This is a genomic window from Blastopirellula sediminis (genome assembly GCF_020966755.1).
Classification (GTDB): domain Bacteria; phylum Planctomycetota; class Planctomycetia; order Pirellulales; family Pirellulaceae; genus Blastopirellula; species Blastopirellula sediminis.
In genome coordinates, this window is sequence record NZ_JAJKFT010000010.1 from 2479528 (window position 1) to 2503119 (window position 23592).

Genomic DNA, 23592 nt, shown 5'->3' on the forward strand with positions numbered 1-23592 from the left:
TTTAATTGTCCGCCGGAAGGGGGCGATTGGCTATTTACGTACCATTATTCCCGAAGGTGCGGATTATGCCAGCAGAAAACAGCGGCAACCCGACTGCGGCGACTGGGTTAGGTTGTGGCTCGCTAGCGGCCGATCTAGTATGAACCGTTCGGGCGGAAGGTTACGCTCTCTCAATACTTCGGTGATTCGAAAATGACGCACGCGCTTGTGACCGGCGGGGCCGGGTTTATCGGTTCTCATCTTTGCGAAGCGCTGCTTGCGCGGGGGCGGACCGTGACCGCCATCGATGACGAATCGACCGGCAGTCGCCAAAACCTGGCGCATCTGATCGATCACGAGCATTTTCGCTTCGTTTCCGGCACGGTCGCCGATCGCGAATTGGTCAAAAGCTTATTGGTTCAGGCCAATGAAGTCTATCACCTTGCCGCCGCGGTCGGCGTCGCCCTAATTCAGGAAGAGCCGATCCAGACGATCGAACGGAATATTTACCCGACCGAACTGCTGTTGGCCGAAATCGCCGCTCTGCGCGATTCGGGGCATGACCTGAAGATGTTTTTGGCCAGCACCAGCGAAGTCTACGGCAAAAACCCGAAAGCGACCTGGACCGAAGAAGACGACCTGGTCTTCGGCTCGACGACCCGGCCCCGTTGGTCGTACGGCGCCTCGAAGGCGATCGACGAGTTTTTGGCGCTCGCCTATTGGCAACAACGGAAGACGCCGACCGTAATCGGCCGCTTCTTCAACGTGGTTGGTCCGCGACAAACCGGCGCCTATGGAATGGTGTTGCCCCGATTCGTCGAAGCGACCCTCTCTGGCAAAGGGCCGACGGTTCACTCCGACGGCGGCCAGATCCGCTGCTTTGCGCATGTAAAGGATGTCGTCAGCGCCGTCATTCAATTGGTCGAAACGCCGTCGGCCGCCGGTCAGGTCTTCAACATCGGCAGCGATCGACCGGTGACGATTCTGGAACTGGCGCAGATGGTGATCGGCGCGATCGATCCAAGTTTGTCTCCTTCGTTCCAAGCCTACGAAGAAGCGTTCGGCAGCACGTTTGAAGATGTGATCCGCCGCGTGCCGGACTTGACCAAGCTCCGCTCGACGATCGACTATCAGCCGAAGTATGATCTGGAAGCGATTATCCAGGACGTCATCGTCTCGAAGAAAGCGGAACTGGCCGCTCGCGAGTCGTAATCACAAGGGATTGAAGCGATGTGGGAAAAACAGCCGAACGACGATCGCTTTGACCTGAAGTTCGCCAAAGGGACGCCGCTCTATGACGCGGTCGCCGAAATCGCGGCGCGGGTTGAGCGTTCGCTCGATTCGATGGAAGAGCTGACGATGGGAGAGATCTACCATCTAGCGAAAGGGGAGTACGGCGAGCAGTTGCCGGAATTCTGGGTGCGCTGGGCCGAATGGAACGAACCGGGCCAAATGGACGCGATGGGCGATCTGTAACCGTCGTTTTCCGCCGATTTGACCTGATCGACGAGCGGTCAGGTCGATCGCCGAGTGGACGAAACCGGTCCAATTCTCTCCGAAACTACTCGACTTACGTCGATTCTCCGTTTCGGCATGCCGCTTGCGATTGTGGTTTCCGCGAGAACGTCGCCTTGGGCCGTTCTCAAGATGTTGATCTCACCACACTCGATATAGACAAGGGAGTTCGATCATGGCTGTCGCTAGTGGAGTTGAAGGAACTGACGTCTTTAAGATCCTGTTGGCCATCCTGCTGCCGCCGCTGGGGGTCTTTTTTGAAGTGGGACTCGGTCTGCACTTCTGGCTTAACATCGTGCTGACGATGTTCGGGTTCATCCCTGGTATCGTCCACGCGTTGTTTGTGATTCTCTCGCGCTAAGGCCAGTACGATGAATCGTCGACGCCTCCACGGAAAGTGGAAACAGTGGAAAGGAACGCTCCGCGAAGCGATCGGTCGGTTGACCGGCAGCCGCAAGCGTCAATTTCAAGGAAAGGGGGAGCGCTGGTCCGGGAAAGCGGAAGAGACGCTCGGCCGCGCGGAGGAGAAGGTGCAACGCTGGCTGGGGCGCAAGTGATGGGAAAACGTCGCTGCGCCTAGGCCGCGACTTTAAAATATCGAACTTGGTGCCATGCTTCTGCCGCGTCTTCGCGGGATAAGCATGTCTTCAATGCGTATCGAACAGGACAAAGACATGCTCATCCGGCGAAGACGCCGCAAGAGCATGGCACCACAAAACTGACATGTCACAAAGCATTAGCCCGCAGCGCAAGCGAGGGAAAGTGGTTGGACGCTTCGATGCCTGTAAGAAGTTGCCAAACGCATTCCCTCGCTTGCGCTGCGGGCTAGTGTTTGCGCGGATGTCGCTACGCCGCCAGACGATTCGCCTTGTTCAGGTGAGCCTGAACCGCCTGATAAACGCGTGCGACCGAAAGTTTCTGCATACAGTCGTGATGCCCGAGCGGACAGACACGCTTAACGCACGGGCCGCACGCGACCGGATGGGTCAGCATCGTCTCGACTGGATTGTAGCTATTGCCCCAGCGCGGATCGGTCGGGCCGAACAGGGCGACCGTCGGCGTGGCGAACGCCGCGGCGAAGTGCTTCGGTCCGCTGTCGGTCGTAACCAACACGTCCGCGCGAGCGACCGCCGCTTTCGAGAGCCCAATGTTCAGCGTTTCGTCCGCCAGGCTGCAAGCGCTCGGGTGATCGATCGCTTGTTCGATCTTGGCGACCGTCTCCCGTTCCTGCGGGCCGCAGATCAGCAGCACGGCGACGCTGGGATCTTTCACGAGTTGTTCCGCGAGCGCGATGTAATGTTCCGGGGGCCAATGTTTGGCCGCTCCATAGGCGCCGCCGGTGTTGAAGACGACGACCCGCTTGCCGACGAAGTCGAACTTTCGCCAGATCTCGTCGACGCGGCGCTCGTCGGCTTTGGAAACGGCGAGCACCGGTTGTTGCCCTTGGCTCGGATAGCCGGCGAACTCAACCAGGTCGAGATAATAGTCGACTGCTGAGATCGGCGCGAATTTGCCATTGGGCGTTTTCGGTGGGGCCAACCGATCGGTCAGCAGCGGACTGCGCCAAGCGCGGGCGTAACCAACGCGACGTTTCGCGCCGCCAAAGTAGGCGAGAGCGGCGGTCCGCAGCGAGTTGGTGAAGAGGATCGCCTGATCGAAGTTCTCACCGCGCAGTTGCTGGACGACGCCCCAGAAACGGCGGCGCCGATCCGAGGTCTTCTTGCTCCAGTAAATGCTCCGGTCGAGCAGTTGACTGCCGCGCAGCACGTCTTTCACGTACGGCTGCATTACGCCGACGATCTCGTCGCCTGGCTTCGATTGGGCGCGGATCGCTCTTAAGGCGGGCGTCGCCATGACGACGTCGCCAATCCAGTTCGGTAGCACGACGACGGTTTTCATCGGCATTCTCGCGAAAGGAGGAACTTGCAGCCTATTGTTTTTCTCGGCAGGCTGCTGGATCGCAGGGATGCGATCTCAAAATAGCGACGTAAGTCGTCATTTTGCGAGCCGTAAAGAGCTCCGCTCTGAGCCTGGCGAGGTTGAAAAACGCCACGATGGCGTTTTTCAACAAGTTTATGACGTCACGCTGCTGCGCGGCGGGGCGGCTGGGCTTCGGCGACGCGACGAATGATGTCGGTCGTCGATTTCCCTTCAACCAGGTTGATCAACCGCACTTCGCCTCCGTAGGAGGTGACAAAGTCGTAGCCCACAATCGATTCCGCCTTGTAGTCGCCCCCCTTGGCTAACACATGGGGACGAATTGCCTGAATGAGTTCGAGCGGCGTATCTTGATCGAAGATCGCCACATAGTCGACGCACGACAATGCGGCGAGCATCGCCGCACGTTCGTTTTGACTGATGACCGGACGCTCCGGACCTTTCAGTCGCGAAACGCTCTCGTCGCTGTTGAGCCCCACGACCAGGATGTCTCCCATTCGCGAAGCTTCGTTCAGATTGGTGACGTGCCCGTAGTGCAGCAAGTCGAAGCAGCCGTTGGTGAAGACGATCCGTTGGCCGCGACGACGCAATTCGTCCGACTGACGAGCGATTTGTTCGAGCGAAAGAATCTTCCGCGAGCCGGGCTGATGGTGAGCGGTCAGTTCGGCTTCGATCTCGTCGAGCGGAATGACCGCGACGCCGATCTTTTCGACTTCCAAGCCGGCCGCGACGTTCGCCAGGCGTACCGCTTCCGCTCGCGACAAGCCAGATCCGATCGCAGCGCCAAGCATCGCCAGGACCATGTCGCCGGCGCCGGTGATGTCGTAAACGCTGCGGGCTTCGGTCGGAAAGAGAGTCGCCGCGCCACCTTTTTCGACCAGCGCCATGCCGTCACGATCGAGCGTAACGATGACCGATTCCAGTTGCAGCGCCGCACATAGCTCTTGGCCGGCGGCGGCCGCTTCGTCGGGCGTGCGAATCTTGCGGCCGGTGCATGTTTCGGTTTCGATCCGGTTCGCTTTGATCATGTCGGCGCCACGATAACGGCCGAAGTCGCGACCCTTCATCGGGTCGACCAAGACCGGCACGCCTCGTTCGTTCGCATGGCGAATCAGCGTTTGCAAAATCGGCGGGGTGCAAACCCCTTTGGCGTAGTCCGAGATCAACACGATGTCGCATTGTTCGAGCGCGTTGACGACGCCGTACAAAAGTTGCTCTTCGATCTCGCCGCTGACGGCGTCGGTCGTTTCGTGATCGACGCGGAGGATTTGACTTGGATGGCGTGCCCCTGCACGACCGACGAAGCGTTCTTTCAGCGTGGTCGGTCGGGACGAATCGGTCAGGCAAAGGGAGGCGTCGACGCCGGCTTGTTGGAGGAGATTCACCAGGTCCGCGCCCGCCGCATCGGGACCGACGACGCCGGCCGCGATAACTTCGCACTCCAGACCACGGAGCATATTGCAGACGTTCGCGGCGCCGCCGAGTCGAAGTTCATGACTGTCGGCGCGCAACACGATGACCGGCGACTCTTGGCTGACGCGTTCGGCGTCGCCATAGGTGTAGCGATCGAGAATCAGGTCCCCCAGGACCAGCACTTTGGGACTGCCAAGCCGCTGAAATGCGGCCAACAGAGACTCGTTGTTCATTGCGTCATCCTTGACGATGGTCTTTCACGCTGGAGTTTTACCAGAAGTGAGACAATCGACAAAGACGAAAGCGAGCGGGGAAATCGTAGCCCGCCAGTGTAGGGTCCGCTGTGCGGACCATGCGCTGCTAGCGTTCGAGCGATTCAAGAAATCACAACAAACAGACTGCTGGAAGTGATTAAATGGCCGACCGCATTTCGGTCCGCATAACGGACCCTACGGACTTAGCCGCCGCAAACCTTCTGCATCAACCAGCGATTCAGATCCTCGAACATATCGGTCGAGAGTTCATCGCCGCACAGATACTGGTGCAGGTCAATCTTCATCCCGGCGGTGTGCAGCAGACGAAGGTCTTCGCAGAGCTGCGATTCGGGATAGCGGTTGCTCTTTTGCAGATGGATCATCAGCATCGGCAGCGAGCGGGCTTCGCTCAATCGAGCCAGCGGCGAGCAACCTTGCGGGAAGCCTCCGCCGATCGACGCGGCGCCGGCGAATAGTTCCGGGTTACGCAAAGCGAGACGAATCGCCATCGCTCCGCCGCCAAGATAGCCGGCCAGGAAAATTCGCTGCGGATGAATGTTGTAGCGCTTTTGGGCGACGCGAACGGTCTGCAGCACGCGGGCCGCGGCGACGTCGATATCGCGTTGCTTTTGGTCCCAGCGGAACGTCATGCCGGCGGTCGAGCCGTCATGTCGCGGAGCGCGAGGCGCTGCGGCGACGTAGTTGCGAGTGCTGGTCAGCGGCATCACGCGGCGAAGTTGCCGTTCGTTATCGCCGGGGCCATGCAACCAGACGACGAGCGGATAGGCGTAGCCCGGCTCGTAGTGCTGAGGAGTAAAAAATTCGATCGCAGTGCGGCGGGACTGCAGGCGATCAATTTTGAACTCGAGGATTTGTTGCGCCGCTTGAGTGACAGCTCCGGGAAGCGGAGCCGGAAGTACGTCTTGGCGTTTCATGTGCATTTGGCGCCGGGCCGTGGGTCTTCGCGGGGGACTGGAGTGGGAGATTAATGACTCTCGGGAAATGACGCAATTGCAGCTACGCCATTTCCCTTTCGGCCCCGTGGGTGGTGCGGCGCGTCAATTGCGCCGTCGGGGTCGAATCGTTGTCCGTCCTCGCAACGGTCGATATTATTAGCAGCAAAGCGAGATTGAATCAATCTCGCTAGCGGCAAACAAATTTCCGTTAACCTTCTAGAAGTTTGGTCATTGCGGCGACCAATTCCTTTACGGCGTCAACGCTCTTCTGGAAGTCGGCCTTTTCCTGGTCGTCCAGTTCGAGCTCAACGATCTTCTGCACGCCCCCTTCGCCCAAGACGACCGGCACGCCGACGTAGAAGCCGCCCACGCCGTATTCCTTGTCGCAGTAAGCGGCACACGGAATCAGACGCTTCTTGTCCTTGACGATCGCTTCGACCATCTGCGCGGTGGCGGCGGCCGGAGCGTAGTAGGCGCTGCCGGTCTTCAGCAGGCCGACGATTTCGGCGCCACCCTTACGAGCGCGATCGACGATCGCGTCGAGCTTGTCTTGGCTCAGCAGACGACGAATCGGAATGCCGCCGACCGAGGTGCAAGTCGGCATCGGAACCATCGTGTCGCCGTGACCGCCCATCAGCAGAGCCGAGACGTCTTCGACGCTGACGCCCAGTTCCATCGCCAGGAACGTGCGGTAACGCGCGGTGTCGAGCACGCCGGCTTGACCCAAGACGCGAGCCGGCGGGAAACCGGTCACCTTCATCGCTTGTTGAACCATCGCGTCGAGCGGGTTGCTGACGACGATGATCACGCAGTTCGGGCTGTACTTGGCGACTTGCTCGGCGACCGACGAAACGATCTTGGCGTTGGTGGCCAACAGGTCGTCGCGGCTCATGCCCGGCTTACGGGGCAGACCAGCGGTGATGACGACGACGTCGCTATCCTTGGTGTCGGCGTAGTCGTTGGTACCGATGATCGTGCTGTCGAAGCCCATGATCGGCGACGATTGCATCAGGTCGAGAGCTTTGCCCTTCGGCATGTCTTCGGTCTGAGGAATGTCGAGCAATACGATGTCGCCGAGCTCAGCGGCCGCACACCAGTGGGCGGTAGTCGCCCCCACATTACCGGCGCCGATGATTGAGATTTTGGCTCGTCGCATGATCGTCTCTCCGTCTTGCATCTGGTGGGTCTTGGTCTTCCTGTCGCCAACGCGCTCAGGATTAACAGGTGAATATCGGCCTCTGACGTCAGAAGTCAAGTAGACTACGCTTTCGCCAGCCGTGCCGAAATCGGCTATAATCGCCCGATCAAGCCGAGCGGCGCTCGCCGCTTACCACCTTTGTCGCATACCTACTCGCCGGAGTCGACCACATGATTCGCACAGCGCTCGTTTTCTGCGGATTCTGGATCTTAACCGCGCTTCCCGCCTTCGCCGCCGCCCCGACCGACTGGCCGCAGTTCCGCGGCCCCCAGCAAGATGGCGACGCCCAAGGCGCCCAACTGCCGGTCGAGTGGAACGCCGAAAAGAACATCGTCTGGCGAAAAGCGATGCCCGGTTTTGGGGCCTCCAGCCCGATCGTTTACGGCGATCGACTCTACGTAACCTATTACGACGGTTACGGTCTGAGCGAAGAAGAGCCGGGCGAAAAGAAAAACCTTCGCCGTCATCTGATGTGCGTCAACAAAGACTCAGGCGAAGTGATCTGGGACGAAGCGAACGCCGAAAATATCGAGAAAGCGGCCGACTACAAAGGCTTCATCGCGCTCCATGGATTCACCTCCAGCACCCCGGTCGTCGACGATACCGGCATCTACGTTTACTACGGAACCGGCGGCGCCGCGTGCTACTCGCACGACGGAAAATTGATGTGGCAAAAAGTGCTGGGGGACAAGACCCACGCCTTTGGTACTGCCAACTCCCCGGTCTTGTATGAAGATTTAGTAATCATCAACGGTTTCGTCGAATGCGGCGCGATCGTCGCCCTGGACAAGAAGACCGGCCAAGAGGTCTGGCGGTTTGATCAAGTGAATCGTGCCTGGAACACGCCTTGCCTGGTGGCGGTCGATGGCAAGTATGAGCTTGTCTTCAGTTCCGAAGGAACGATTCGCGCCATTGATCCCGCGACCGGCAAGGAACTTTGGTTCTGCAAAGGGATCGACGACTACATCTGCCCGAGCGTGATCGCCCATGACGGGATCGTTTATGCCATCGGCGCCCGCAAAAGCACCGCTGTTGCAATCAAGGCCGGCGGAAGCGGCGACGTTTCCGAGACCCATCGACTGTGGGAACAAGGAAAGGGCTCTAACGTCTCGTCTCCGGTCTACTATGACGGAAACTTGTACTGGGCCAGCGAAGGGAAGGGGATCGTCTACTGCGCCGACGCGAAGACCGGCGAGATCAAATATGAGGAGCGACTCGAACCCCGCCCAGGTCGTATTTACGCTTCGCCGATCGTGGCCGACGGCAAGCTGTACTACGTCAGTCGTGACGCCGGAGCCTACGTGATTCCGGCCAAACCGGAGTTTTCGCTACTAGCACACAACGTGATCAGCGACGACGATGGTATTTTCAATGGCAGCCCCGCTGTGTCGGGCGGTAAGATGTACCTGCGAAGCGATAAGTACCTTTACTGCATCGCAAACTAACGACCTGTGGCCGGGGGCGGCCCAGTTTACGGGGGAGAGTCACTGTGGTACTCTTCACCGTTTAAACGTGGATTTTTCGGCATCTTTTAGCGCAATAGGGTGAATAATGGCATACGAAGTGACGCTCATCACCGGTGACGGTACCGGTCCCGAACTCGCCGAAGCCGCGCGTAAGTGCGTTGACGCGACCGGAGTCAAAATCAATTGGGACGAGCAAGAAGCCGGCGTCGACATCATGGAAAAGGTCGGCACTCCGCTTCCCGATTCGGTGATGGAGAGCGTGCGTCGCACTCGCTGTGCGCTGAAAGCGCCGATCACGACCCCGGTCGGTACCGGTTTCCGCAGCATCAACGTTCACCTGCGCCAAGAGCTCGGACTGTTCGCGTGCATTCGTCCGTGCAAACATTACCCGGGCGTTCGCAGTTACTTCAGCGAACTGGGCGTCGACATCGTCATCGTCCGTGAAAACACGGAAGACCTCTATGCCGGCGTCGAATTTGAAGCGGGTAAGCCGGAAACCTCGCAGTTGATCGAGTTCATCAACGGCCTGCCGTCGGACAAGAAGATCAAGACCGGCGGCGCCGAAACCGGCGTCTCGATCAAACCGATCAGCGTCAGCGGCACGCAGCGTATCGTTCGCTGTGCGTTTGAGTACGCTCGCAAGAATGGCCGCAAGAAGGTGACGGCCGTTCACAAAGCGAACATCATGAAGTACTCGGACGGTCTTTATCTGAAGACCGCGATGGAAGTTGCTCAAGAATTCCCGGATATCGAATTCGAAGAACGTATCGTCGACAACATGTGCATGCAGCTGGTTCAAAAGCCGGAACTGTATGACGTTCTCGTGCTGCCGAACTTGTACGGCGACATCATCAGCGACCTGGGCGCCGGCATCGTCGGCGGTCTCGGCATGGCGCCGGGCGAAAACCTCGGCCCCAACGGCGCGGTCTTCGAAGCGACCCACGGTTCGGCTCCGAAGTACAAAGGCCTGAACAAGGTCAACCCGACCGCGCTGATCCTCTCCGGCATGCTGATGCTTCGCCACCTGGGCGAAGTGGACGCCGCCAATCGTTTGGAGAAAGCGGTCGCCGACGTCATCGCCGAAGGCAAGGACGTCACGTACGACCTGAAGCCGCATCGCGACGATCCGACCGCCGTCGGCACGCAGGAAATGGCCGCCGCCATCTGCGCCAAGATGGGCGGCTAGTCGCGCAAGCGATCTAGGTTCATCATAAAGGGACCGTCTCGATCGAGACGGTCCCTTTTTTGTTTGAAAAGAAGCACGGCTCACAGAGCCGTGGTACCCGATACTCGAGGTTTGTTTTGCTTACCGCGGAAGATTTCAAAGAATACGCCAGTGGACGGCGGAAAGGTTTGGGCGGATTCGTCATGCGGGGCATGATGTTGGCTGCGTCCAAGCTGTACGGCGTCGGCGTTCGGATGCGCAATCGGCAATACGACCGCGGGTCGAAACCGATCGAAGAGGCTGGCGTGCCGGTCGTCAGCATCGGCAACATCACGCTGGGCGGAACCGGCAAAACGCCGACGGCCGCGTGGTTGGCCCGTTGGTTCCGTCGGCATGACGTGCGGGTGACGCTGATCAGCCGCGGCTATGGTGCGGAACGCGGGGAATTGAACGACGAAGCACGAGAGCTCGATGATCTACTGCCGGACGTCCCTCATTTGCAGAATCCAGATCGCGTCGCCGCGGCGAAGGTCGCCGTCGAAGAATTGGCCGCGCAGGTGCTGTTGCTTGACGACGCCTTCCAGCATCGCCGGATCGCCCGCAACCTCGACATTGTGCTGATCGACGCGACCGAGCCGTTTGGTTTCGGATATCTCTTTCCTCGCGGCATGCTGCGTGAACCGCTGGATGGTTTGGCTCGCGCCGACGTGTTGGCGCTGACCCGCGCTGACGCCGTTTCGGCCGAAGAGCGGCAACGGATTCATAACGAAGCGCGGCAGTACAACTCGAAAGCGATCTGGATCGAAATGATTCATCGCCCGGCGAGTCTGCGAAACGCGGATGGAGAAACCTCGTCGCTTGATCAGTTGCAAGGAAAACGGGTCGCCGCGTTTTGTGGAATCGGCAATCCGGCTGGCTTTCGTCATACGATCAGCAGTTGCGGCGCCGAGTTGGTCGACCTGAAGCCGTTCCCGGATCACCACATCTACAAGGCGGCCGATATCGCGACACTCGAAAAATGGGCGGCAGAGCAGCGAGTCGACTGCATCCTCTGCACCCACAAAGACCTGGTTAAAGTCGGGGTCACGCGGCTCGGCGAAACGCCGCTGGTTGCAATTGTGATCGAAGCGGAAGTGACCGTTGGTCTGCCGGAGCTGGAAGAACGGCTGACGAAGCTGATTGCCGAGATTCCGCCGGACGAGTACTAATTAATACGACTCGCCGGTATGCGTCCGGGGAGTTTCCGACGTCAGGTGGAAGATCGAGTTGGTCGAAATCAATCGGGTTTGGCCTGAGCGGCGACGGACGAGGGTGATGCCGCAGTTGTCGTGATGGATGTGACCGACGTTGTCGAGCGGCAATTCCAGCAGATAAGCGATCATCGAGCGGATCACCACGTTGTGGGCCACGACGGCGATATGCTGCCGATCATGCGTATCGAGGATCCGCATCAGTTCTGGAACGACGCGGGCTTGGACCTGTTTCAGGTTTTCCCCCTCGGGATAGCCATGCTCGGCGGCGCTGGTGTGGTGCAAGCGATACGCTTCGGGGTCGTTCGCTTCGATCCAGCCCCAGTCTTTTCCTTCCCAGCGGCCGACGTCGACTTCTTTCAACAGTTCCGACGTCTGAATCGTCAGCTCGCGGCCAGCGGCGATCTTTTCGGCCGTCTGCATCGCTCGCAACAGCGGACTGCTGTAAATGGCTGCTAGCGGCGTGCGCGTGAGAAACTTCGCCGTCTCTTCCGCTTGCCGTAGCCCAATCTCGACCAGCGGTCCGTTAATGCCGTTTCCTTGCAAAACCGGCGGCCGGCTGATGTTGTTGGCGGTGGCGCCATGACGGATCAGGTACATCCAGGTCGTGATCTTGGCGGAATCGGCGGACATGTGCGGCTGCTAGGCGTTAGCGGAACGAGGCGAAGTGCTGGCGCCGCTATCTTACTTTTTCGCCGCGTGGTCGAGAACCGCCGTCAAAAAGAGGTCGCCAGGGGAGGGGGGGCGACGAAACGTATTGACGGCAAGCGAGGAGTTGGGGTATTTATGCCTCCCGCGAAATGCGCGAGCCTGCGCATTTTGCTGCGCCAAGACGAAGAGAAGCGGATCTACCGACCCACTTCTAGCATCGGCACGGACGCCGAAGCCGCTTGAGCAAAAATCAGAAAAAGCAAATTTCCTCCACCGATGGCCGACGAAGTCAAGGAAGATATCGCGCCCAACGCCGAGGCTGCCCCGAAAAAGGGTTGGCTTGACGCGCGGCTGCGCCTGGTCATCGTCGGCCTCGTGCTGTCGTGCGTCTTAGGGAGCGTCGCCTTTATCCTCTCCTCCACGGTCGCCGATACGAGCCGCGAGACGATCTATACGTCGCTCGAAAAGCTCGAAGAGGGGGACTATGGCGCCGCTCGACGAATCGCCGAGTCGTTTGTCGGCAACTATCAATTGCCGGAACCGGAGCAAGCGATTCCTCCTTACGTGCTCGGCGCGATCGCCTATCACGATTCGGATCAATTCTGGAGCGAACAGGACAAGCAGCGGATCTTCATGATCGCCGCTCGCTATCTTCGCCAATCGGCCGACTTGGGTTATCCCGAAGGTTACGCGACTGAAGGGAACTACATGCTCGGCCGGAGCCTGGTGTTGAGCAAGCAATATGGCAAAAGCATTCCGGTCCTGCTGAAGACCTACGAAGCGGCCCCTCAATACCGCCGCGAAATCGAAGACATGCTGGCGAGCGCCTACCTGGCCGACGCCGCCTCGAGCGATCAACAGCTGACCGACGCGCTCACTTGGGCTGACAAGTATCTGGAAGTGAAGCTTCTTTCGCCGCAGCAGCGCGATACGGCGATGTTGCGTCGTGCGAAGATCTTGCTTCGTCTTGGTCGCTTGGATGATGCGGTCGCCGCGGTCGACGAGATCGCCAAGACCTCACCGGTTTACGTCGATTCGTTGATCGTCCGGGGAGAAGTCGAACTGGCCCGCGCGAAGCAGGAAAGTCCGGATCGGGAAAAGGAACTGAACGCCGCGATCGATCTGCTGCGACAAGCGGCCGACAACCAGTTGGTCGGAACCGACTCGACCCGAGCTTCCTCCTACTTGCTGGCGGTTTCTCTCGACGAAGCAGGCGAAACGCCGGCCGCACTCAGCCAGGCGACGCGAACTCGCAAAATCTACTTCCGAACGCCGGAAGGGATCGCTGCCGGCGTGCTCGAAGGACGCTTGCTTCGTGAAGCGGGACGCTACGGCGAAGCGGTCGACGTTTACCGTCGTACGTTGCAAGACGCGGCATTGGAGCCGGAGTTCCGGAATCCTTACCTGACGATTGAACAACTCCGCATCCAGGTCACCGCCGCGATCGAGCAATTCCTCGACAAGCAGGAATTTCAGAACGCGGTCGAAGTCGCCCAGGCGCTGACGCCCCTCTTTCCGCGTGATCAGTCGCTGCAGACCGAAGGAGATATTCTGGTCCGCTGGGGCGATACGATCATGAGCCATGCGCAAGTGGCGAAGCTGGCCGAGGCCGAAACGCTGCGTAAAGAAGCTCGCGAACGTTTCCGCAGCGCCGGTCGCATTTACGAAAAGCTGGCCGCCGAACGATTCTCGGCTCGCACCTATACCGAAGAGCTGTGGAAAAGCGCTACCGCCTACTTCGATGGCCAGGATTACACCAAGGCGATCGAAATGCTGGACATGTACAGCCAGTACGAAGATCGTTCGCGTCAGCCGCGGGCATTGGTCGCGAAGGCTCGCGCCTTGATCGCGCTCGATCGAGCTGACGAAGCGCTCGAACTGCTGCATGAATGTCTCGACTTCTATTCCCGTGATCCGGTCATCTACGACGCTCGTTTGCTCGCTTCCGAAGCCTATTTGGAAGTTGGTAATCTGACGCTGGCCGAGGAAATGCTGCAATCGAACCTGAACGATGGCCGGCTTGAGCCGCAGTCGATCGAATGGCAGAACTCGCTGTTCGCATTAGGACGCGTGTTGCACCTGGAAGGGGAAATGTTTGAAGCCCAGGCCCGCGTGAAAGGGATTCTGGAAGATCCGGAAGCGGTGCCGCGGGAAGCGTTTGAGCTGCTCGAAAAGAGCAACAGCTCCTATTTGCTGGCGATCAAGAACTTGAAGATGGCGGTTCGCCGTTATCCGAACGACCCGCAAGCGGTGATGGCTCGCTACCTGGCGGCCGAATGTCACCGTCGGTCGTCGATGCTCCCGCGCAAACGATTCCGTCTGGTCGACATCGAAACGCAACGAGTTCGCTTCGACAAGGAAGTGAAAGACAACCTGGAAGCGGCTTTGGAAATCTACGCGTCGCTAGTCGACGAGCTGACCGAAGAGTTTGAAACTCGCGGCGAGCTGCACCCAGTGCATGCAGACATCCTGCGAAACAGCTACTTCGCGCAAGGAGCGGCTTACTACGACTTGCAGCAGTTTCCGCAAGCGATCGAAGCCTATTCGACCGCATCGAACCGCTATCAAAACGATCCGATCGCCTTGGAGGCGTTTTCGCAAATCGCCAGCTGCTATCGCTTGATGGGGCAGCCGATCGAAGCGAAAGGAACGCTGGAACAGGCCAAGATCGTGTTGGACCGCTTGCCCGAAAACGCGGATTACTCCGAGACGTCGTATGGTTCCGCCGACGATTGGCGGAACTTCATCGACTGGCTCATTTCCACCCTTTAAAAGAAACGTCGCCGCTATGCACGCCTACGCCGAAACGGACGAACTCGTACAGCTGATCGCGCAGAAGCACGATCTGTTGTCGAAGTTGCAGCTGTTGTCGCGACGCCAGTTGCAGTTGTCGGGACACAGCGACCATATCACCGACTTGATGCGCGTCGTCGCCGCCAAGCAGACGTTGATCGAAATGCTGCTCAACGTCGATCGGCAGCTCGACCCGCATCGCCTGTGCGATCCCGAGTCGCGTCATTGGCGCTCGCCGCTGGATCGTCATCGCTGCAGCGAAGCGACCCGCGAGTGCCAGGCGATGCTCGACGAACTGAAACAATTGGAAAGCGAGGCGGAACAACGCGTTCGCACCAATCGAGATGAGATTTCCCGAAGTTTGCAAATGACCCAGGGATCTACTGTGGCGCTCGACGGTTATGCGTCGACGTCGGGGCCGACTCACCGCATTGACTTTACAGCAGGTTAACCATGGCAATGCCCGCACGCAAAAATCGATTGCAGGAAAAAGAAGCGGCCGATCAAGTGATCTCCGACGCGTTTGCGGCGGACGGCGCGATTGACGTCGACCGTTTGCTTTCGGCTTGGGATACCGCGACGACGCGACTGCAGGAGACGCACGAAGCGCTTCGCCGCGAAGTGGCTCGTCTGTCGGACGAACTCGAAATCAAGAACCGCGAACTGGCCCGCAAGAATCGCCTGGCCGATTTGGGCCAAATGGCGTCGCATGTGGCTCATGAAGTTCGCAACAGCCTGATGCCGCTCACCATGTACGTCAGCATGCTGAAGCGTCAGGCCGACTTCGGCCCCAACAGCGCCGCGATCGGCCAGAAGATCGAGAACGGCCTGACCGCCCTCGATTCGACCGTCAACGACTTGCTCCATTTCACTTCCGATCGTCAGCCGCAGTGGAGCCGCTTTCCGCTGTCGCCGCTGCTCGAGGAAGTCTGCGAAACGCTGGCCCCGCAATGCGAAGCGCAACGCGTGAAGGTGGCGATCGACGTCGATTCGCTCCTCACCGTACGTGCCGATCGCGGAATGGTTCGTCGGGCCGTGTTGAATCTGACGTTGAACGCGTTGGACGTGATGGGCGACGGAGGGCGTTTGCTGTTGACCGCGTGCGTCGGACGCTCGGGCGTTGAAATCGAATGTGCCGACTCGGGCCCTGGGTTCCGTCCGGAAGTTGCAATTCGCGCCTTCGACCCGTTCTTCACCACCAAAAACACCGGCACCGGACTCGGCCTGGCGATCGTCCAGCGAGTTGCGGAAGCCCACGGCGGTCAAGCGATCGCGATGAATTGTCCGGAAGGGGGCGCCGCGGTGACGCTGGTGCTTCCGCAACCCCGAGTGGAGGCTGCCGCATGAGCATCGTAGAAGCTCCTATCGCTACCGGTAACGTGCTGGTCGTCGATGACAACGCTCGCGCACGTCAGTCGATTGTCGACGTGCTGGAGATGTTGGGACATCGCGGCTCGGCTTGTTCCAGCGGCCATGAGGCGCTGCAGAAGTTGGACGCCGGCGAGTTTGACGCCGTTGTAACCGACCTGCAAATGCCCGGCATGGACGGCCTGGAACTGGTTCAGCAGATTCGTCGCCGCGATGCTCACATTCCGATCGTGATGGTCACCGCCCATGGCAGCGTTTCGACCGCCGTCGAAGCGATGCGATTTGGCGCCGCCGACTATCTGGAAAAGCCGCTCAACGCCGATCGCCTGGAAGCGGTCATTCACCGCGTGCTGGAAAGCGCCGCCAGCGGCGATCGCGCCACGGTGGCGACGCCTGGCGAAACCGGCAAAGTGGCGATGATCGGCGAGAGCCTCGCCATGCGACAAGTTCGTCAGCGGATCGCTCAGGTCGCTCCGACCGACGAAACGGTGTTGATCATCGGCGAAAGCGGCGTCGGCAAAGAGTTGGTCGCGCGTACGATTCACGAATGGAGCCGTCGCGCCGGTCGGGCTTTGATCAGCCTGAACTGCCCGGTCTTATCGGCTCACCTAATGGAAAGCGAACTGTTCGGGCACACCCGCGGCGCATTCACCAGCGCCGACTCGTCCCGCGTCGGACGGTTTGAACTGGCCGAACAAGGAACGATCCTGCTCGACGAAATCAGCGAGATCGATCTGCCGCTGCAGGCGAAGCTACTCCGCGTGTTGCAAGAGCGTTGCTACGAACGGGTCGGTTCGAGCGAAACGATTGAAGCGGACGTTCGCGTTTTGGCCACCTCCAACCGCGACTTGCCAGAAGAAGTGACCGCCGGACGTTTTCGCCGCGACTTGTACTATCGCCTGGCGGTGGTGCCGATCGAATTGCCGCCGCTTCGTCAGCGTTCGGACGACATTCCGCTGCTGGTTGACCACTTTCTGCAGCAGACGGCCGCTCGTCTGGAACGGCCGGTTTGCGGCGTCCAGCCTGCGGCGCTCGACTTGCTTGTCCGTCACGATTGGCCGGGGAACGTGCGGGAATTGGAAAACATCGTCACTCGCGCCTGCGTGTTGGCGACCGACGGTCAGATCACGGCCGACGATCTGGCCAACTGGCTCCACTGCGAATCGACCGAAGAGGCCTGCGATTCGCACGATTCGCCGGTCGGCGTGAAGCTGGACGAAATGGAACGCCGGTTGATTTCGGCGACCCTCGAACATTACGACGGTCATCGCGAGAAGACCGCCGCCGCGCTGGGGATCAGTCCCCGGACCTTGTCGAACAAGCTTCGCGGTTACGGCCTGGCGCCGCGAGCGAAGACCTTCGCGCGAGCGATTTAGGAAAACGGACCATGCGTAAGACGACCGGCAAAAACTTCCGAATGCATGCAGCACGATTTGCTGCGGCTTTCCGGAGCGATCTGTCGCCATCCGCGCGACATCGCATCCATTTTGCCGAGCTTACCGCGGTCAATGTAAGGTACGCCTTTTGCATGAAGTCCCTTCGCCTGGAAGGAGCCGAGCAATGAGCGGTTCGATTTTCAACGCGGGCACGATCCCGGTTCTCGAGCAAGTTTTGAACTTCGCTCAGTCCCGGCACAATCTGCTAGCGGGGAACATCGCGAACCTTGATACGCCTGGATATAAGGTGCGCGACCTGAACCTGGACCAGTTCCAGGCGAAGTTGCGAGAGGCGATCGAGGAGAAGAACAAACCGAACGAGCCGCTTTCTCCAGGTCTGGTTGCGACGCGCGACTCGGATCCCATGCGAAGAGTGAAAGAGTCGATCCCTGGCATTTTGTTTCACGACGAAAGCAACGTCGGCATCGAACAGCAAGTCATGGAAATGACCAAGAACCAAATCATGCACAACATGGCGATTACGATCATGGAACAGCAGATGCGGTTGTTACAGACGGCGATTAGCGAACGCGTATAACCAGGAGAGTAAACATGAACGGCGCTCTCGATATTAGTTCCAGTGCGATGATCGCACAGCGAATCCGGCTGAACGCGGTGACCAGCAACATCGCGAACATGTCGTCGCTCCGCGACGAAAACGGCGATATCGCTCCTTACCAGGCTCGGCACGTGATTTTTGAAACCGACAGCTCGATCAGCGCCCCCGGCGGAGCCTCCGGCGTCCGAGTTTCGTCGATCGAAGAAGATCAGGTCGAACCGGTTTATCGCTATCAGCCGACCCATCCGCTGGCGATCACCGAAGGCAAGCACAAAGGCTACGTGGCCTACCCCCGGGTCAACATGGTCGAACAGATGGTCGACGCTCTCGAAGCTTCCCGCGCTTACGAGGCGAACATCGGCGTCGTCGAGATCTCGAAGAATCTCGCCGCCCAATCCCTGCGGATTTTGGCGTAAGGCGAAGGAGTTAACGACCCATGAAAGCGATTCACAACATTTCGCCGCAAACGATTCTGCCCAGTCAATTGACTCGGCCGGCCGGAACGGCGACGACGAACGAATCGTTCGCCAACCTGTTTTTGGAAGGCTTTTCCCGCGTCAACGAGATGCAGCAACAAGCCGACCGCGCGGTCGAGCAATTGCAGACCGGCGGCGACGTCAACCCTTCCGAAGTCCTCATCGCCGTCCAGAAGGCGGACGTTGAGTTCAAGCTGATGATGCAGGTGCGCAACAAGATGTTGCAAGCCTACCAAGAGATCAAAGACATTCGAATCTAACGCCCAGACGTACTCCCACTAGAAGCCATTGAGGTCCACGGATGGACTTTTTAAACAAAGCTTTTGAGCAGATTAAGGACCTGTTCTTCTCGATGACTCCGGGGTCCCGGATCATCGCGGGTCTATTGATCGTCGTGATCGTGGCGAGCTTCGCCTTCCTGTTTCAGGGAAGCATGTTCGAGCACGACACCGCGCTGCTGTCTGGCGCTGCGATCGATCCGGCTGATCAAAAGGCGGTTCTGGCCGCGTTCGCCGCCGAAATGCTCGACGATTACAAGATTGAAGGGAGCCAGATCTACATCCCCCGCGGCAAACGGGCCGAGTACGTCGCCGCGATGGTGAAGCACAATGCGATCCCGCCGGAGTTTCATGAAAGCATGGAAGAGGCGGTCGAGAACGCCAACCCGTTTGAATCGGAACAGCATCGCTCGGACCGTCAGAAAGTGGCGAAGGAAAAAGACCTCGCCCTGGTGCTGCGCAAGATGCGAGGAATCGAGTTCGCCTCGGTTCACTACGACATCGAAGACAAGGGCGGTTTCCCCCGTCGCAAGGTCTACACCGCGTCGGTCGTCGTTCGTCCGCTGGGAAGCGAAGAAATCGATCAGTCGCTGGTTCGCAGCATTCGCAACTACGTCGCCTATTCGATCGCCGGACTTTCGCCGGAACATGTTTCGGTCACCGACCTGAACTCGCGTCGCACCTTTTCGGGCGATGTTGAGAGCCCGGCCGAAGACGCCTACGCCGCTCGCAAGCAGTTCTTTGAAGGAGCGTGGCAAGACAAGATCGCCGCCGCTCTTAATTACATCGACGGCGTCAACGTGACGGTCAATGTGGAACTCGACCGGAAGATGAACCAGCGGGAAGAACGCCTGGAACATGGCGCTCGCCCGATCGCGCTTCTCACCTCGGCCGAGAAGCGGACCGAAATGAACAAGACTCCGCGCGAAGGGGGACGTCCTGGTCTGGCCGCTCAGGCGCCGAATCAACAAGCCGAGCTGACTACCGCTCCCGCTCGCGAATCTTCGATGGAAGAAAGCCGCGAAGAGACCGCGTCGGTTACCGACAAGACGTTGCTGCTGAGCGAAACCGCTTCTCTCACCCCGCAGCAAGTTCGCGTGGTGGTGACCGTTCCGCAAGACTACTACGAAAACATCTGGCACAAGCAAAACCCGCCGGCCCTGGGCGCCCAAGCGACCAAGCCGGATGCCGGCGTGCTGAAGAAGATCGAAGAGGAAGTCAAAAAGTCGATCGAGTCGCAGGTCGTCACCTTGTTGCCGCCGCAACCGCCGGGAGACGATCCTTATCCGCAAGTTCACGTTACGTCGGTGACTCGTACCGACGTGCCGGCGACGCCGGAGCCGGCCTTGGCTGATACGGCGCTGCTTTGGCTCGGCGCCAATTGGCAAACGGTGGCGATGATCGGCGTCGGGTTGTTCGCTCTGCTCATGCTTCGCAGCATGGTCAACAGCCAGCCGGAAGAGCCGAAGCTCGATCAAGGCATTCGCCTTGCCGCTCCTCCGAGCATGGACGAAGAGGGAGACGAAGCGGACGTCTCGGGCATGCTCAAGAAGCGGTTCACCAAGAACAGCCCGAACCTGAAAGACGAACTGATCGAAATGGTCCGGGAAGATCCGGACACGGCCGCGGGGATTTTGAAAAACTGGATTAATGCGGCCAGCTAAGTGGGGGAAACGACATGACGAACAAAATTGATCAACAGATGATTCGCAAAGCGGCGATTGTCGTCGCCGAGCTTGATCCCGACGCCGCCGACGTGTTGCTCGACGCGTTTCCGGAAGAGATCGCCCAACAGGTTCGTTACGAATCGATGTTCGTCGACGACGTTTCGGCCGAAGAGAAGCAAGCGGTCCTGGCCGAATTCATGCAACGCCGGAGCGGTTCCCCGGCGCCGAAACAACAACCGACTGGGGACGAACTGGTTTTCAGCGCTACGCCGCATCCCGGATCGCCCCGGCTGCACGCGGCCGATCGCGTGCCGAAACCGACCGAACCGGTTCCGCCGCCGTTTCACTTTTTGAACGACGCGCCCCCCGAGATGCTGGCTCCGTTTTTTGAACAAGAGAGCCCGCAGGTGATCGCCGTGGTACTGTCGCATCTCGAACCGACGCGAGCCTCCGCAATCTTGCGTGAGCTGCCGGTTGACCTGCAAGCGACCGTAATTCAGCGACTGGTCGACTTGGGACATACTGACGCCGAAGTTCTCCGCGCCATCGAATCGCGACTGCAGGCGATCGTGCAGGATCAACTGCAAGCGATGTCGAGCCGCCGCATCGGGCTGTCGGCCGCCAAGGCGATTCTGGCCGCATCGGACGCCGCCAACAGCGCCGAAGTGCTGCGCACGCTCAAGACCCGCAGCGCCGCGATGGCGATGCGTCTCGGCGCCGATCTCGTCCAGGAAACGCCGCAGCCCGAGCCGGAAGAGTCGTCGCTGGAAACCGTTTACGCACCGATCGAGCCGCGACGCGTCGGTAATGAATTCACGGCGGACGAAACGCCGCGGAAGCCGGCGCCGCAGTCGGTCGCCAACGTCGAAGCACCGCCGGAGCCGTCCGTGCCATTGGCCGAGTTCGTCAAGTTTGACGACGCTTTGCTCGGGCGCGTTTTGGCCGAAACCGAACCGCAGACGGTGTTGCTCGCCTTGGCTGGCGCATCGAACGCCGTCACGCAGCGTTTTTATCGCGGACTCTCGAAACGCGAAATCCATGACCTGCAACGTCGGATTCGCGACTTGCAGCCGGTTTTGATTCGGGACATTGATGCGGCGCAAAAGAAGCTCGGCGTGACCGCCGCTCGCGTTATCGCGCAGGTCCAGCAAGGCGGTTCTCGTTTGTCGGCGTCGGCGTAGGAAACGAACACCATGAGCGTTATCAAAGCGGAACAACTGCAACGCGAAGACCGAGACTTCTCGGCGGTCGCCTTCAACTTTGAAGACGTGACCGGTCGCGCGCAAGGCGAACTCGCCAAAATCAAACAATACGCCGCCAAGCTGATCCAGGACGCCCAGCAGGAAGCGGCCAAGGTTCGCCAGCAAGCGGCCGCCGCCGGCGCTTCCGATGCGATGCAAAAGGCGCAGCAGACCCTCAAGACGCAGGTCGACCAACAAGCGGCTACCGTCATTCCGGCGCTGCAGCAGATCGTCAAAGAGCTGACCGAAGCGAAGCAAACCTTCCTGAAGGAATGGGAAAACGCGGCGCTGCATGTCGCTTGTTCGATCGCCGAGAAGATCATTCGCAAAGAGATCGCCCAGCGTCCGGAGATCAGCCTGGAGATGATTCGCGAAACGATCAAGCTGGCGAGCGGCTGCGGCGAAATCACCGTTCACATGAACCCGTCCGACATCGATGCGATGGATCAAGGCGCCGCCAACTCGGCCAACGTGCTGCGAAAGCTTTCGCCGTCGCAGGTCGTGCCGGACCCGCGGTTGTCGCGCGGCAGCTGCCGAGTCGAAACGCAGTTCGGCGAAGTCGATGGGCAGATTGAAACGCAATTGCGTCGGATTGAGGAGCAGTTGAAGTAACGATGCATCCGATTTGCGGACAACTCGATCAACTGATGGCGCACGACCTGGTCGGCAGCGTGGTGGAGACGATCGGCACGACCGTCGCCGTCGGCGGTTTTCCGGCGCCGGTCGGCAGCGTTGTGGAAATCCAACGCCAATCGGGCAAACCGTTGGCGGGCGAAGTGGTCGGCTTCCGCGGCGAGTTGACGCTCGTCTTTCCGCTCGAACAACTCAACGGCGTCCGACAGGGAAGCGCCGTTCGCCTGGTTCGCACCGTCCGGTCGATTCCGGTCGGTGAGATGTTGCTCGGCCGCATCGTCGACGCCCATGGCAACTGCATTGACGGTCTGCCGCAACCAGCGCTGACGTTACGTTCGCCGCTGGATCAAGATCCGCCGACCTCGACCAGTCGACCTCGCATCGACCAGATGTTTTCGACCGGCGTTCGCGCCATTGATGGGATGCTTACCTGTGGCGATGGTCAGCGTATCGGCATCTTCGCCGGTTCGGGCGTCGGCAAAAGCGTCACTCTTGGCATGATGGCGAAGTACGCTTCGTCCGACGTCAACGTGATCGCCCTGATCGGCGAACGTGGTCGCGAAGTGAACGACTTTATTGAACGCGATCTGGGGCCGGAAGGGATGGCTCGCAGCGTCGTCATCGTCGCGACCAGCGATCAGCCGGCGATCATGCGAGTGCAAGCGGCGATGGCCGCGACGAGTATCGCCGAATACTTCCGTGAGTCGGGACGCCGCGTGCTGTTCATGATGGACTCGGTCACCCGCTTTGCGATGGCGCAGCGTGAGATCGGACTCGCCGCCGGCGAACCGCCGACTACCAAAGGTTACACGCCGTCGGTCTTCGCCATGTTGCCGAAGCTGGTCGAGCGAACCGGTCGCAGCGCCAAGGGAAGCATCACCGCGTTCTATACCGTCCTGGTCGAAGGGGACGACTCGAACGAACCGGTCAGCGATACCGTCCGCGGTTTGCTCGACGGGCACGTCGTTCTCTCGCGGGCGATCGCCGCCAAGGGACACTATCCCGCTATCGACATTCTGGCGAGCATCAGCCGTTTGATGAACGACCTGGTGAACCCGGAGATCCGCGCCGCCGCGCAGGTAATCCGCGAGTTGATGTCGATTTATCGCGAAAACGAAGACCTGATCACGATCGGCGCCTATCGACAAGGGACCAGCCCCCAGATCGACCTGGCGATCCGGATGCGAACCGAGATCGACGCCTACCTGCGACAAGCGATCGAAGAAAAGTCGTCGGTCGAAGAAGCCCAGCAGCAGTTGTTGCAGTTGGTCGCCAAGTGCGGCGCGCGGCCGGTTCCGAACGCCGCAGCGTTGGCGAAGGTCAAACGTCAAACTCAACAGGCTGGCGCCTAGAAAG

The 23592-nt window shown here is 59.6% G+C and carries 23 protein-coding genes; 18 read left to right on the top strand and 5 right to left on the bottom strand.

Features of this window, described 5'->3' with window-relative positions:
- Positions 1 to 192 precede the first annotated feature (192 nt).
- From LOC68_RS21640 to LOC68_RS21655, 4 genes are all read left to right on the top strand, one after another.
- A complete protein-coding gene (locus tag LOC68_RS21640) occupies positions 193 to 1191 on the top strand; it encodes an NAD-dependent epimerase/dehydratase family protein (RefSeq protein WP_230222598.1) in 999 nt (332 codons plus the stop codon).
- Between the two features lie 18 nt (positions 1192 to 1209).
- On the top strand, positions 1210 to 1455 hold the full coding sequence (locus LOC68_RS21645) for a hypothetical protein (protein WP_230222600.1): 246 nt from the start codon (positions 1210 to 1212) through the stop codon (positions 1453 to 1455).
- Positions 1456 to 1669: 214 nt separating this feature from the next.
- Positions 1670 to 1855, top strand: coding sequence for a YqaE/Pmp3 family membrane protein (locus LOC68_RS21650; protein ID WP_230222602.1), 186 nt, complete (start codon positions 1670 to 1672; stop codon positions 1853 to 1855).
- Positions 1856 to 1865: 10 nt separating this feature from the next.
- Complete coding sequence (locus tag LOC68_RS21655) at positions 1866 to 2051, top strand: CsbD family protein (RefSeq protein ID WP_230222604.1); 186 nt, start codon at positions 1866 to 1868, stop codon at positions 2049 to 2051.
- Between the two features lie 289 nt (positions 2052 to 2340).
- Here the strand turns inward: LOC68_RS21655 and waaF are convergent, their stop codons facing one another.
- The 4 genes from waaF to mdh form a co-directional block, all read right to left on the bottom strand.
- Positions 2341 to 3393, bottom strand: coding sequence for a lipopolysaccharide heptosyltransferase II (waaF, locus tag LOC68_RS21660; RefSeq protein WP_230222606.1), 1053 nt, complete (start codon positions 3391 to 3393; stop codon positions 2341 to 2343).
- A gap of 182 nt (positions 3394 to 3575) precedes the next feature.
- A complete protein-coding gene (gene rfaE2 / locus LOC68_RS21665) occupies positions 3576 to 5078 on the bottom strand; it encodes a D-glycero-beta-D-manno-heptose 1-phosphate adenylyltransferase (RefSeq protein ID WP_230222608.1) in 1503 nt (500 codons plus the stop codon).
- Between the two features lie 224 nt (positions 5079 to 5302).
- Positions 5303 to 6034, bottom strand: a complete 732-nt coding sequence (locus LOC68_RS21670) for an alpha/beta hydrolase (RefSeq protein ID WP_230222610.1) — start codon at positions 6032 to 6034, stop codon at positions 5303 to 5305.
- A gap of 229 nt (positions 6035 to 6263) precedes the next feature.
- Complete coding sequence (mdh, locus tag LOC68_RS21675; RefSeq protein WP_230222612.1) at positions 6264 to 7211, bottom strand: malate dehydrogenase; 948 nt, start codon at positions 7209 to 7211, stop codon at positions 6264 to 6266.
- Positions 7212 to 7423: 212 nt separating this feature from the next.
- On the opposite strand from mdh, the gene LOC68_RS21680 reads away from it, so the two are divergent.
- The 3 genes from LOC68_RS21680 (at position 7424) to lpxK (ending at position 11092) form a co-directional block, all read left to right on the top strand.
- Positions 7424 to 8698 (top strand): outer membrane protein assembly factor BamB family protein, encoded by a 1275-nt coding sequence (locus LOC68_RS21680; RefSeq protein WP_230222614.1) that lies wholly within the window; start codon positions 7424 to 7426, stop codon positions 8696 to 8698.
- A 106-nt stretch (positions 8699 to 8804) separates the two neighbouring features.
- Positions 8805 to 9905: an isocitrate/isopropylmalate dehydrogenase family protein gene (locus LOC68_RS21685; protein ID WP_230222616.1), complete on the top strand. Its 1101-nt coding sequence runs from the start codon at positions 8805 to 8807 to the stop codon at positions 9903 to 9905.
- Positions 9906 to 10021: 116 nt separating this feature from the next.
- Positions 10022 to 11092 carry a tetraacyldisaccharide 4'-kinase gene (gene lpxK, locus LOC68_RS21690; protein ID WP_230222618.1) on the top strand — a complete coding sequence of 357 codons (1071 nt, stop codon included), beginning with the start codon at positions 10022 to 10024 and terminating at the stop codon, positions 11090 to 11092.
- Here the strand turns inward: lpxK and LOC68_RS21695 are convergent, their stop codons facing one another.
- Positions 11093 to 11767, bottom strand: coding sequence for a histidine phosphatase family protein (locus LOC68_RS21695; RefSeq protein WP_230222620.1), 675 nt, complete (start codon positions 11765 to 11767; stop codon positions 11093 to 11095).
- Between the two features lie 294 nt (positions 11768 to 12061).
- Here LOC68_RS21695 and LOC68_RS21700 point away from each other — a divergent pair, with 294 nt between their 5' ends.
- The 11 genes from LOC68_RS21700 (at position 12062) to LOC68_RS21750 (ending at position 23588) form a co-directional block, all read left to right on the top strand.
- Positions 12062 to 14557 (top strand): tetratricopeptide repeat protein, encoded by a 2496-nt coding sequence (locus tag LOC68_RS21700; protein ID WP_230222622.1) that lies wholly within the window; start codon positions 12062 to 12064, stop codon positions 14555 to 14557.
- A 16-nt stretch (positions 14558 to 14573) separates the two neighbouring features.
- A complete protein-coding gene (locus tag LOC68_RS21705) occupies positions 14574 to 15029 on the top strand; it encodes a flagellar protein FlgN (RefSeq protein WP_230222624.1) in 456 nt (151 codons plus the stop codon).
- Between the two features lie 8 nt (positions 15030 to 15037).
- Entirely contained in the window at positions 15038 to 15925 is an 888-nt protein-coding gene (locus LOC68_RS21710) for a sensor histidine kinase (protein WP_230222626.1), read from the top strand.
- Positions 15922 to 17322, top strand: a complete 1401-nt coding sequence (locus LOC68_RS21715; RefSeq protein ID WP_230222627.1) for a sigma-54-dependent transcriptional regulator — start codon at positions 15922 to 15924, stop codon at positions 17320 to 17322. The genes LOC68_RS21710 and LOC68_RS21715 overlap by 4 nt, the downstream gene beginning before the upstream one ends.
- Positions 17323 to 17506: 184 nt before the next feature.
- A complete protein-coding gene (gene flgB, locus LOC68_RS21720) occupies positions 17507 to 17920 on the top strand; it encodes a flagellar basal body rod protein FlgB (RefSeq protein ID WP_230222630.1) in 414 nt (137 codons plus the stop codon).
- Between the two features lie 14 nt (positions 17921 to 17934).
- Positions 17935 to 18357, top strand: coding sequence for a flagellar basal body rod protein FlgC (flgC, locus tag LOC68_RS21725; protein WP_230222632.1), 423 nt, complete (start codon positions 17935 to 17937; stop codon positions 18355 to 18357).
- Positions 18358 to 18377: 20 nt separating this feature from the next.
- Positions 18378 to 18677, top strand: a complete 300-nt coding sequence (fliE, locus tag LOC68_RS21730; protein WP_230222634.1) for a flagellar hook-basal body complex protein FliE — start codon at positions 18378 to 18380, stop codon at positions 18675 to 18677.
- 92 nt (positions 18678 to 18769) lie between these two features.
- Positions 18770 to 20359: a hypothetical protein gene (locus LOC68_RS21735; RefSeq protein ID WP_230222636.1), complete on the top strand. Its 1590-nt coding sequence runs from the start codon at positions 18770 to 18772 to the stop codon at positions 20357 to 20359.
- Between the two features lie 14 nt (positions 20360 to 20373).
- Positions 20374 to 21543 carry a FliG C-terminal domain-containing protein gene (locus LOC68_RS21740; protein ID WP_230222638.1) on the top strand — a complete coding sequence of 390 codons (1170 nt, stop codon included), beginning with the start codon at positions 20374 to 20376 and terminating at the stop codon, positions 21541 to 21543.
- Positions 21544 to 21555: 12 nt separating this feature from the next.
- A complete protein-coding gene (locus LOC68_RS21745; protein ID WP_230222640.1) occupies positions 21556 to 22215 on the top strand; it encodes a FliH/SctL family protein in 660 nt (219 codons plus the stop codon).
- A 2-nt stretch (positions 22216 to 22217) separates the two neighbouring features.
- The gene (locus LOC68_RS21750) at positions 22218 to 23588 is read left to right on the top strand and encodes a FliI/YscN family ATPase (RefSeq protein ID WP_255670767.1); all 1371 of its coding nucleotides are present in this window, start codon (positions 22218 to 22220) and stop codon (positions 23586 to 23588) included.
- The last annotated feature ends 4 nt before the right edge of the window (positions 23589 to 23592 follow it).

Bases quoted from the DNA above. Each gene is read 5' to 3' on its own strand.
- LOC68_RS21640 (WP_230222598.1), top strand. From the start codon at position 193: ATGACGCACGCGCTTGTGACCGGCGGGGCCGGGTTTATCGGTTCTCAT.
- LOC68_RS21645 (WP_230222600.1), top strand. From the start codon at position 1,210: ATGTGGGAAAAACAGCCGAACGACGATCGCTTTGACCTGAAGTTCGCC.
- LOC68_RS21650 (WP_230222602.1), top strand. From the start codon at position 1,670: ATGGCTGTCGCTAGTGGAGTTGAAGGAACTGACGTCTTTAAGATCCTG.
- LOC68_RS21655 (WP_230222604.1), top strand. From the start codon at position 1,866: ATGAATCGTCGACGCCTCCACGGAAAGTGGAAACAGTGGAAAGGAACG.
- waaF (WP_230222606.1), bottom strand. From the start codon at position 3,393: ATGAAAACCGTCGTCGTGCTACCGAACTGGATTGGCGACGTCGTCATG.
- rfaE2 (WP_230222608.1), bottom strand. From the start codon at position 5,078: ATGAACAACGAGTCTCTGTTGGCCGCATTTCAGCGGCTTGGCAGTCCC.
- LOC68_RS21670 (WP_230222610.1), bottom strand. From the start codon at position 6,034: ATGAAACGCCAAGACGTACTTCCGGCTCCGCTTCCCGGAGCTGTCACT.
- mdh (WP_230222612.1), bottom strand. From the start codon at position 7,211: ATGCGACGAGCCAAAATCTCAATCATCGGCGCCGGTAATGTGGGGGCG.
- LOC68_RS21680 (WP_230222614.1), top strand. From the start codon at position 7,424: ATGATTCGCACAGCGCTCGTTTTCTGCGGATTCTGGATCTTAACCGCG.
- LOC68_RS21685 (WP_230222616.1), top strand. From the start codon at position 8,805: ATGGCATACGAAGTGACGCTCATCACCGGTGACGGTACCGGTCCCGAA.
- LOC68_RS21695 (WP_230222620.1), bottom strand. From the start codon at position 11,767: ATGTCCGCCGATTCCGCCAAGATCACGACCTGGATGTACCTGATCCGT.
- LOC68_RS21700 (WP_230222622.1), top strand. From the start codon at position 12,062: ATGGCCGACGAAGTCAAGGAAGATATCGCGCCCAACGCCGAGGCTGCC.
- LOC68_RS21705 (WP_230222624.1), top strand. From the start codon at position 14,574: ATGCACGCCTACGCCGAAACGGACGAACTCGTACAGCTGATCGCGCAG.
- LOC68_RS21710 (WP_230222626.1), top strand. From the start codon at position 15,038: ATGCCCGCACGCAAAAATCGATTGCAGGAAAAAGAAGCGGCCGATCAA.
- LOC68_RS21715 (WP_230222627.1), top strand. From the start codon at position 15,922: ATGAGCATCGTAGAAGCTCCTATCGCTACCGGTAACGTGCTGGTCGTC.
- flgB (WP_230222630.1), top strand. From the start codon at position 17,507: ATGAGCGGTTCGATTTTCAACGCGGGCACGATCCCGGTTCTCGAGCAA.
- flgC (WP_230222632.1), top strand. From the start codon at position 17,935: ATGAACGGCGCTCTCGATATTAGTTCCAGTGCGATGATCGCACAGCGA.
- fliE (WP_230222634.1), top strand. From the start codon at position 18,378: ATGAAAGCGATTCACAACATTTCGCCGCAAACGATTCTGCCCAGTCAA.
- LOC68_RS21735 (WP_230222636.1), top strand. From the start codon at position 18,770: ATGACTCCGGGGTCCCGGATCATCGCGGGTCTATTGATCGTCGTGATC.
- LOC68_RS21740 (WP_230222638.1), top strand. From the start codon at position 20,374: ATGACGAACAAAATTGATCAACAGATGATTCGCAAAGCGGCGATTGTC.
- LOC68_RS21745 (WP_230222640.1), top strand. From the start codon at position 21,556: ATGAGCGTTATCAAAGCGGAACAACTGCAACGCGAAGACCGAGACTTC.
- LOC68_RS21750 (WP_255670767.1), top strand. From the start codon at position 22,218: ATGCATCCGATTTGCGGACAACTCGATCAACTGATGGCGCACGACCTG.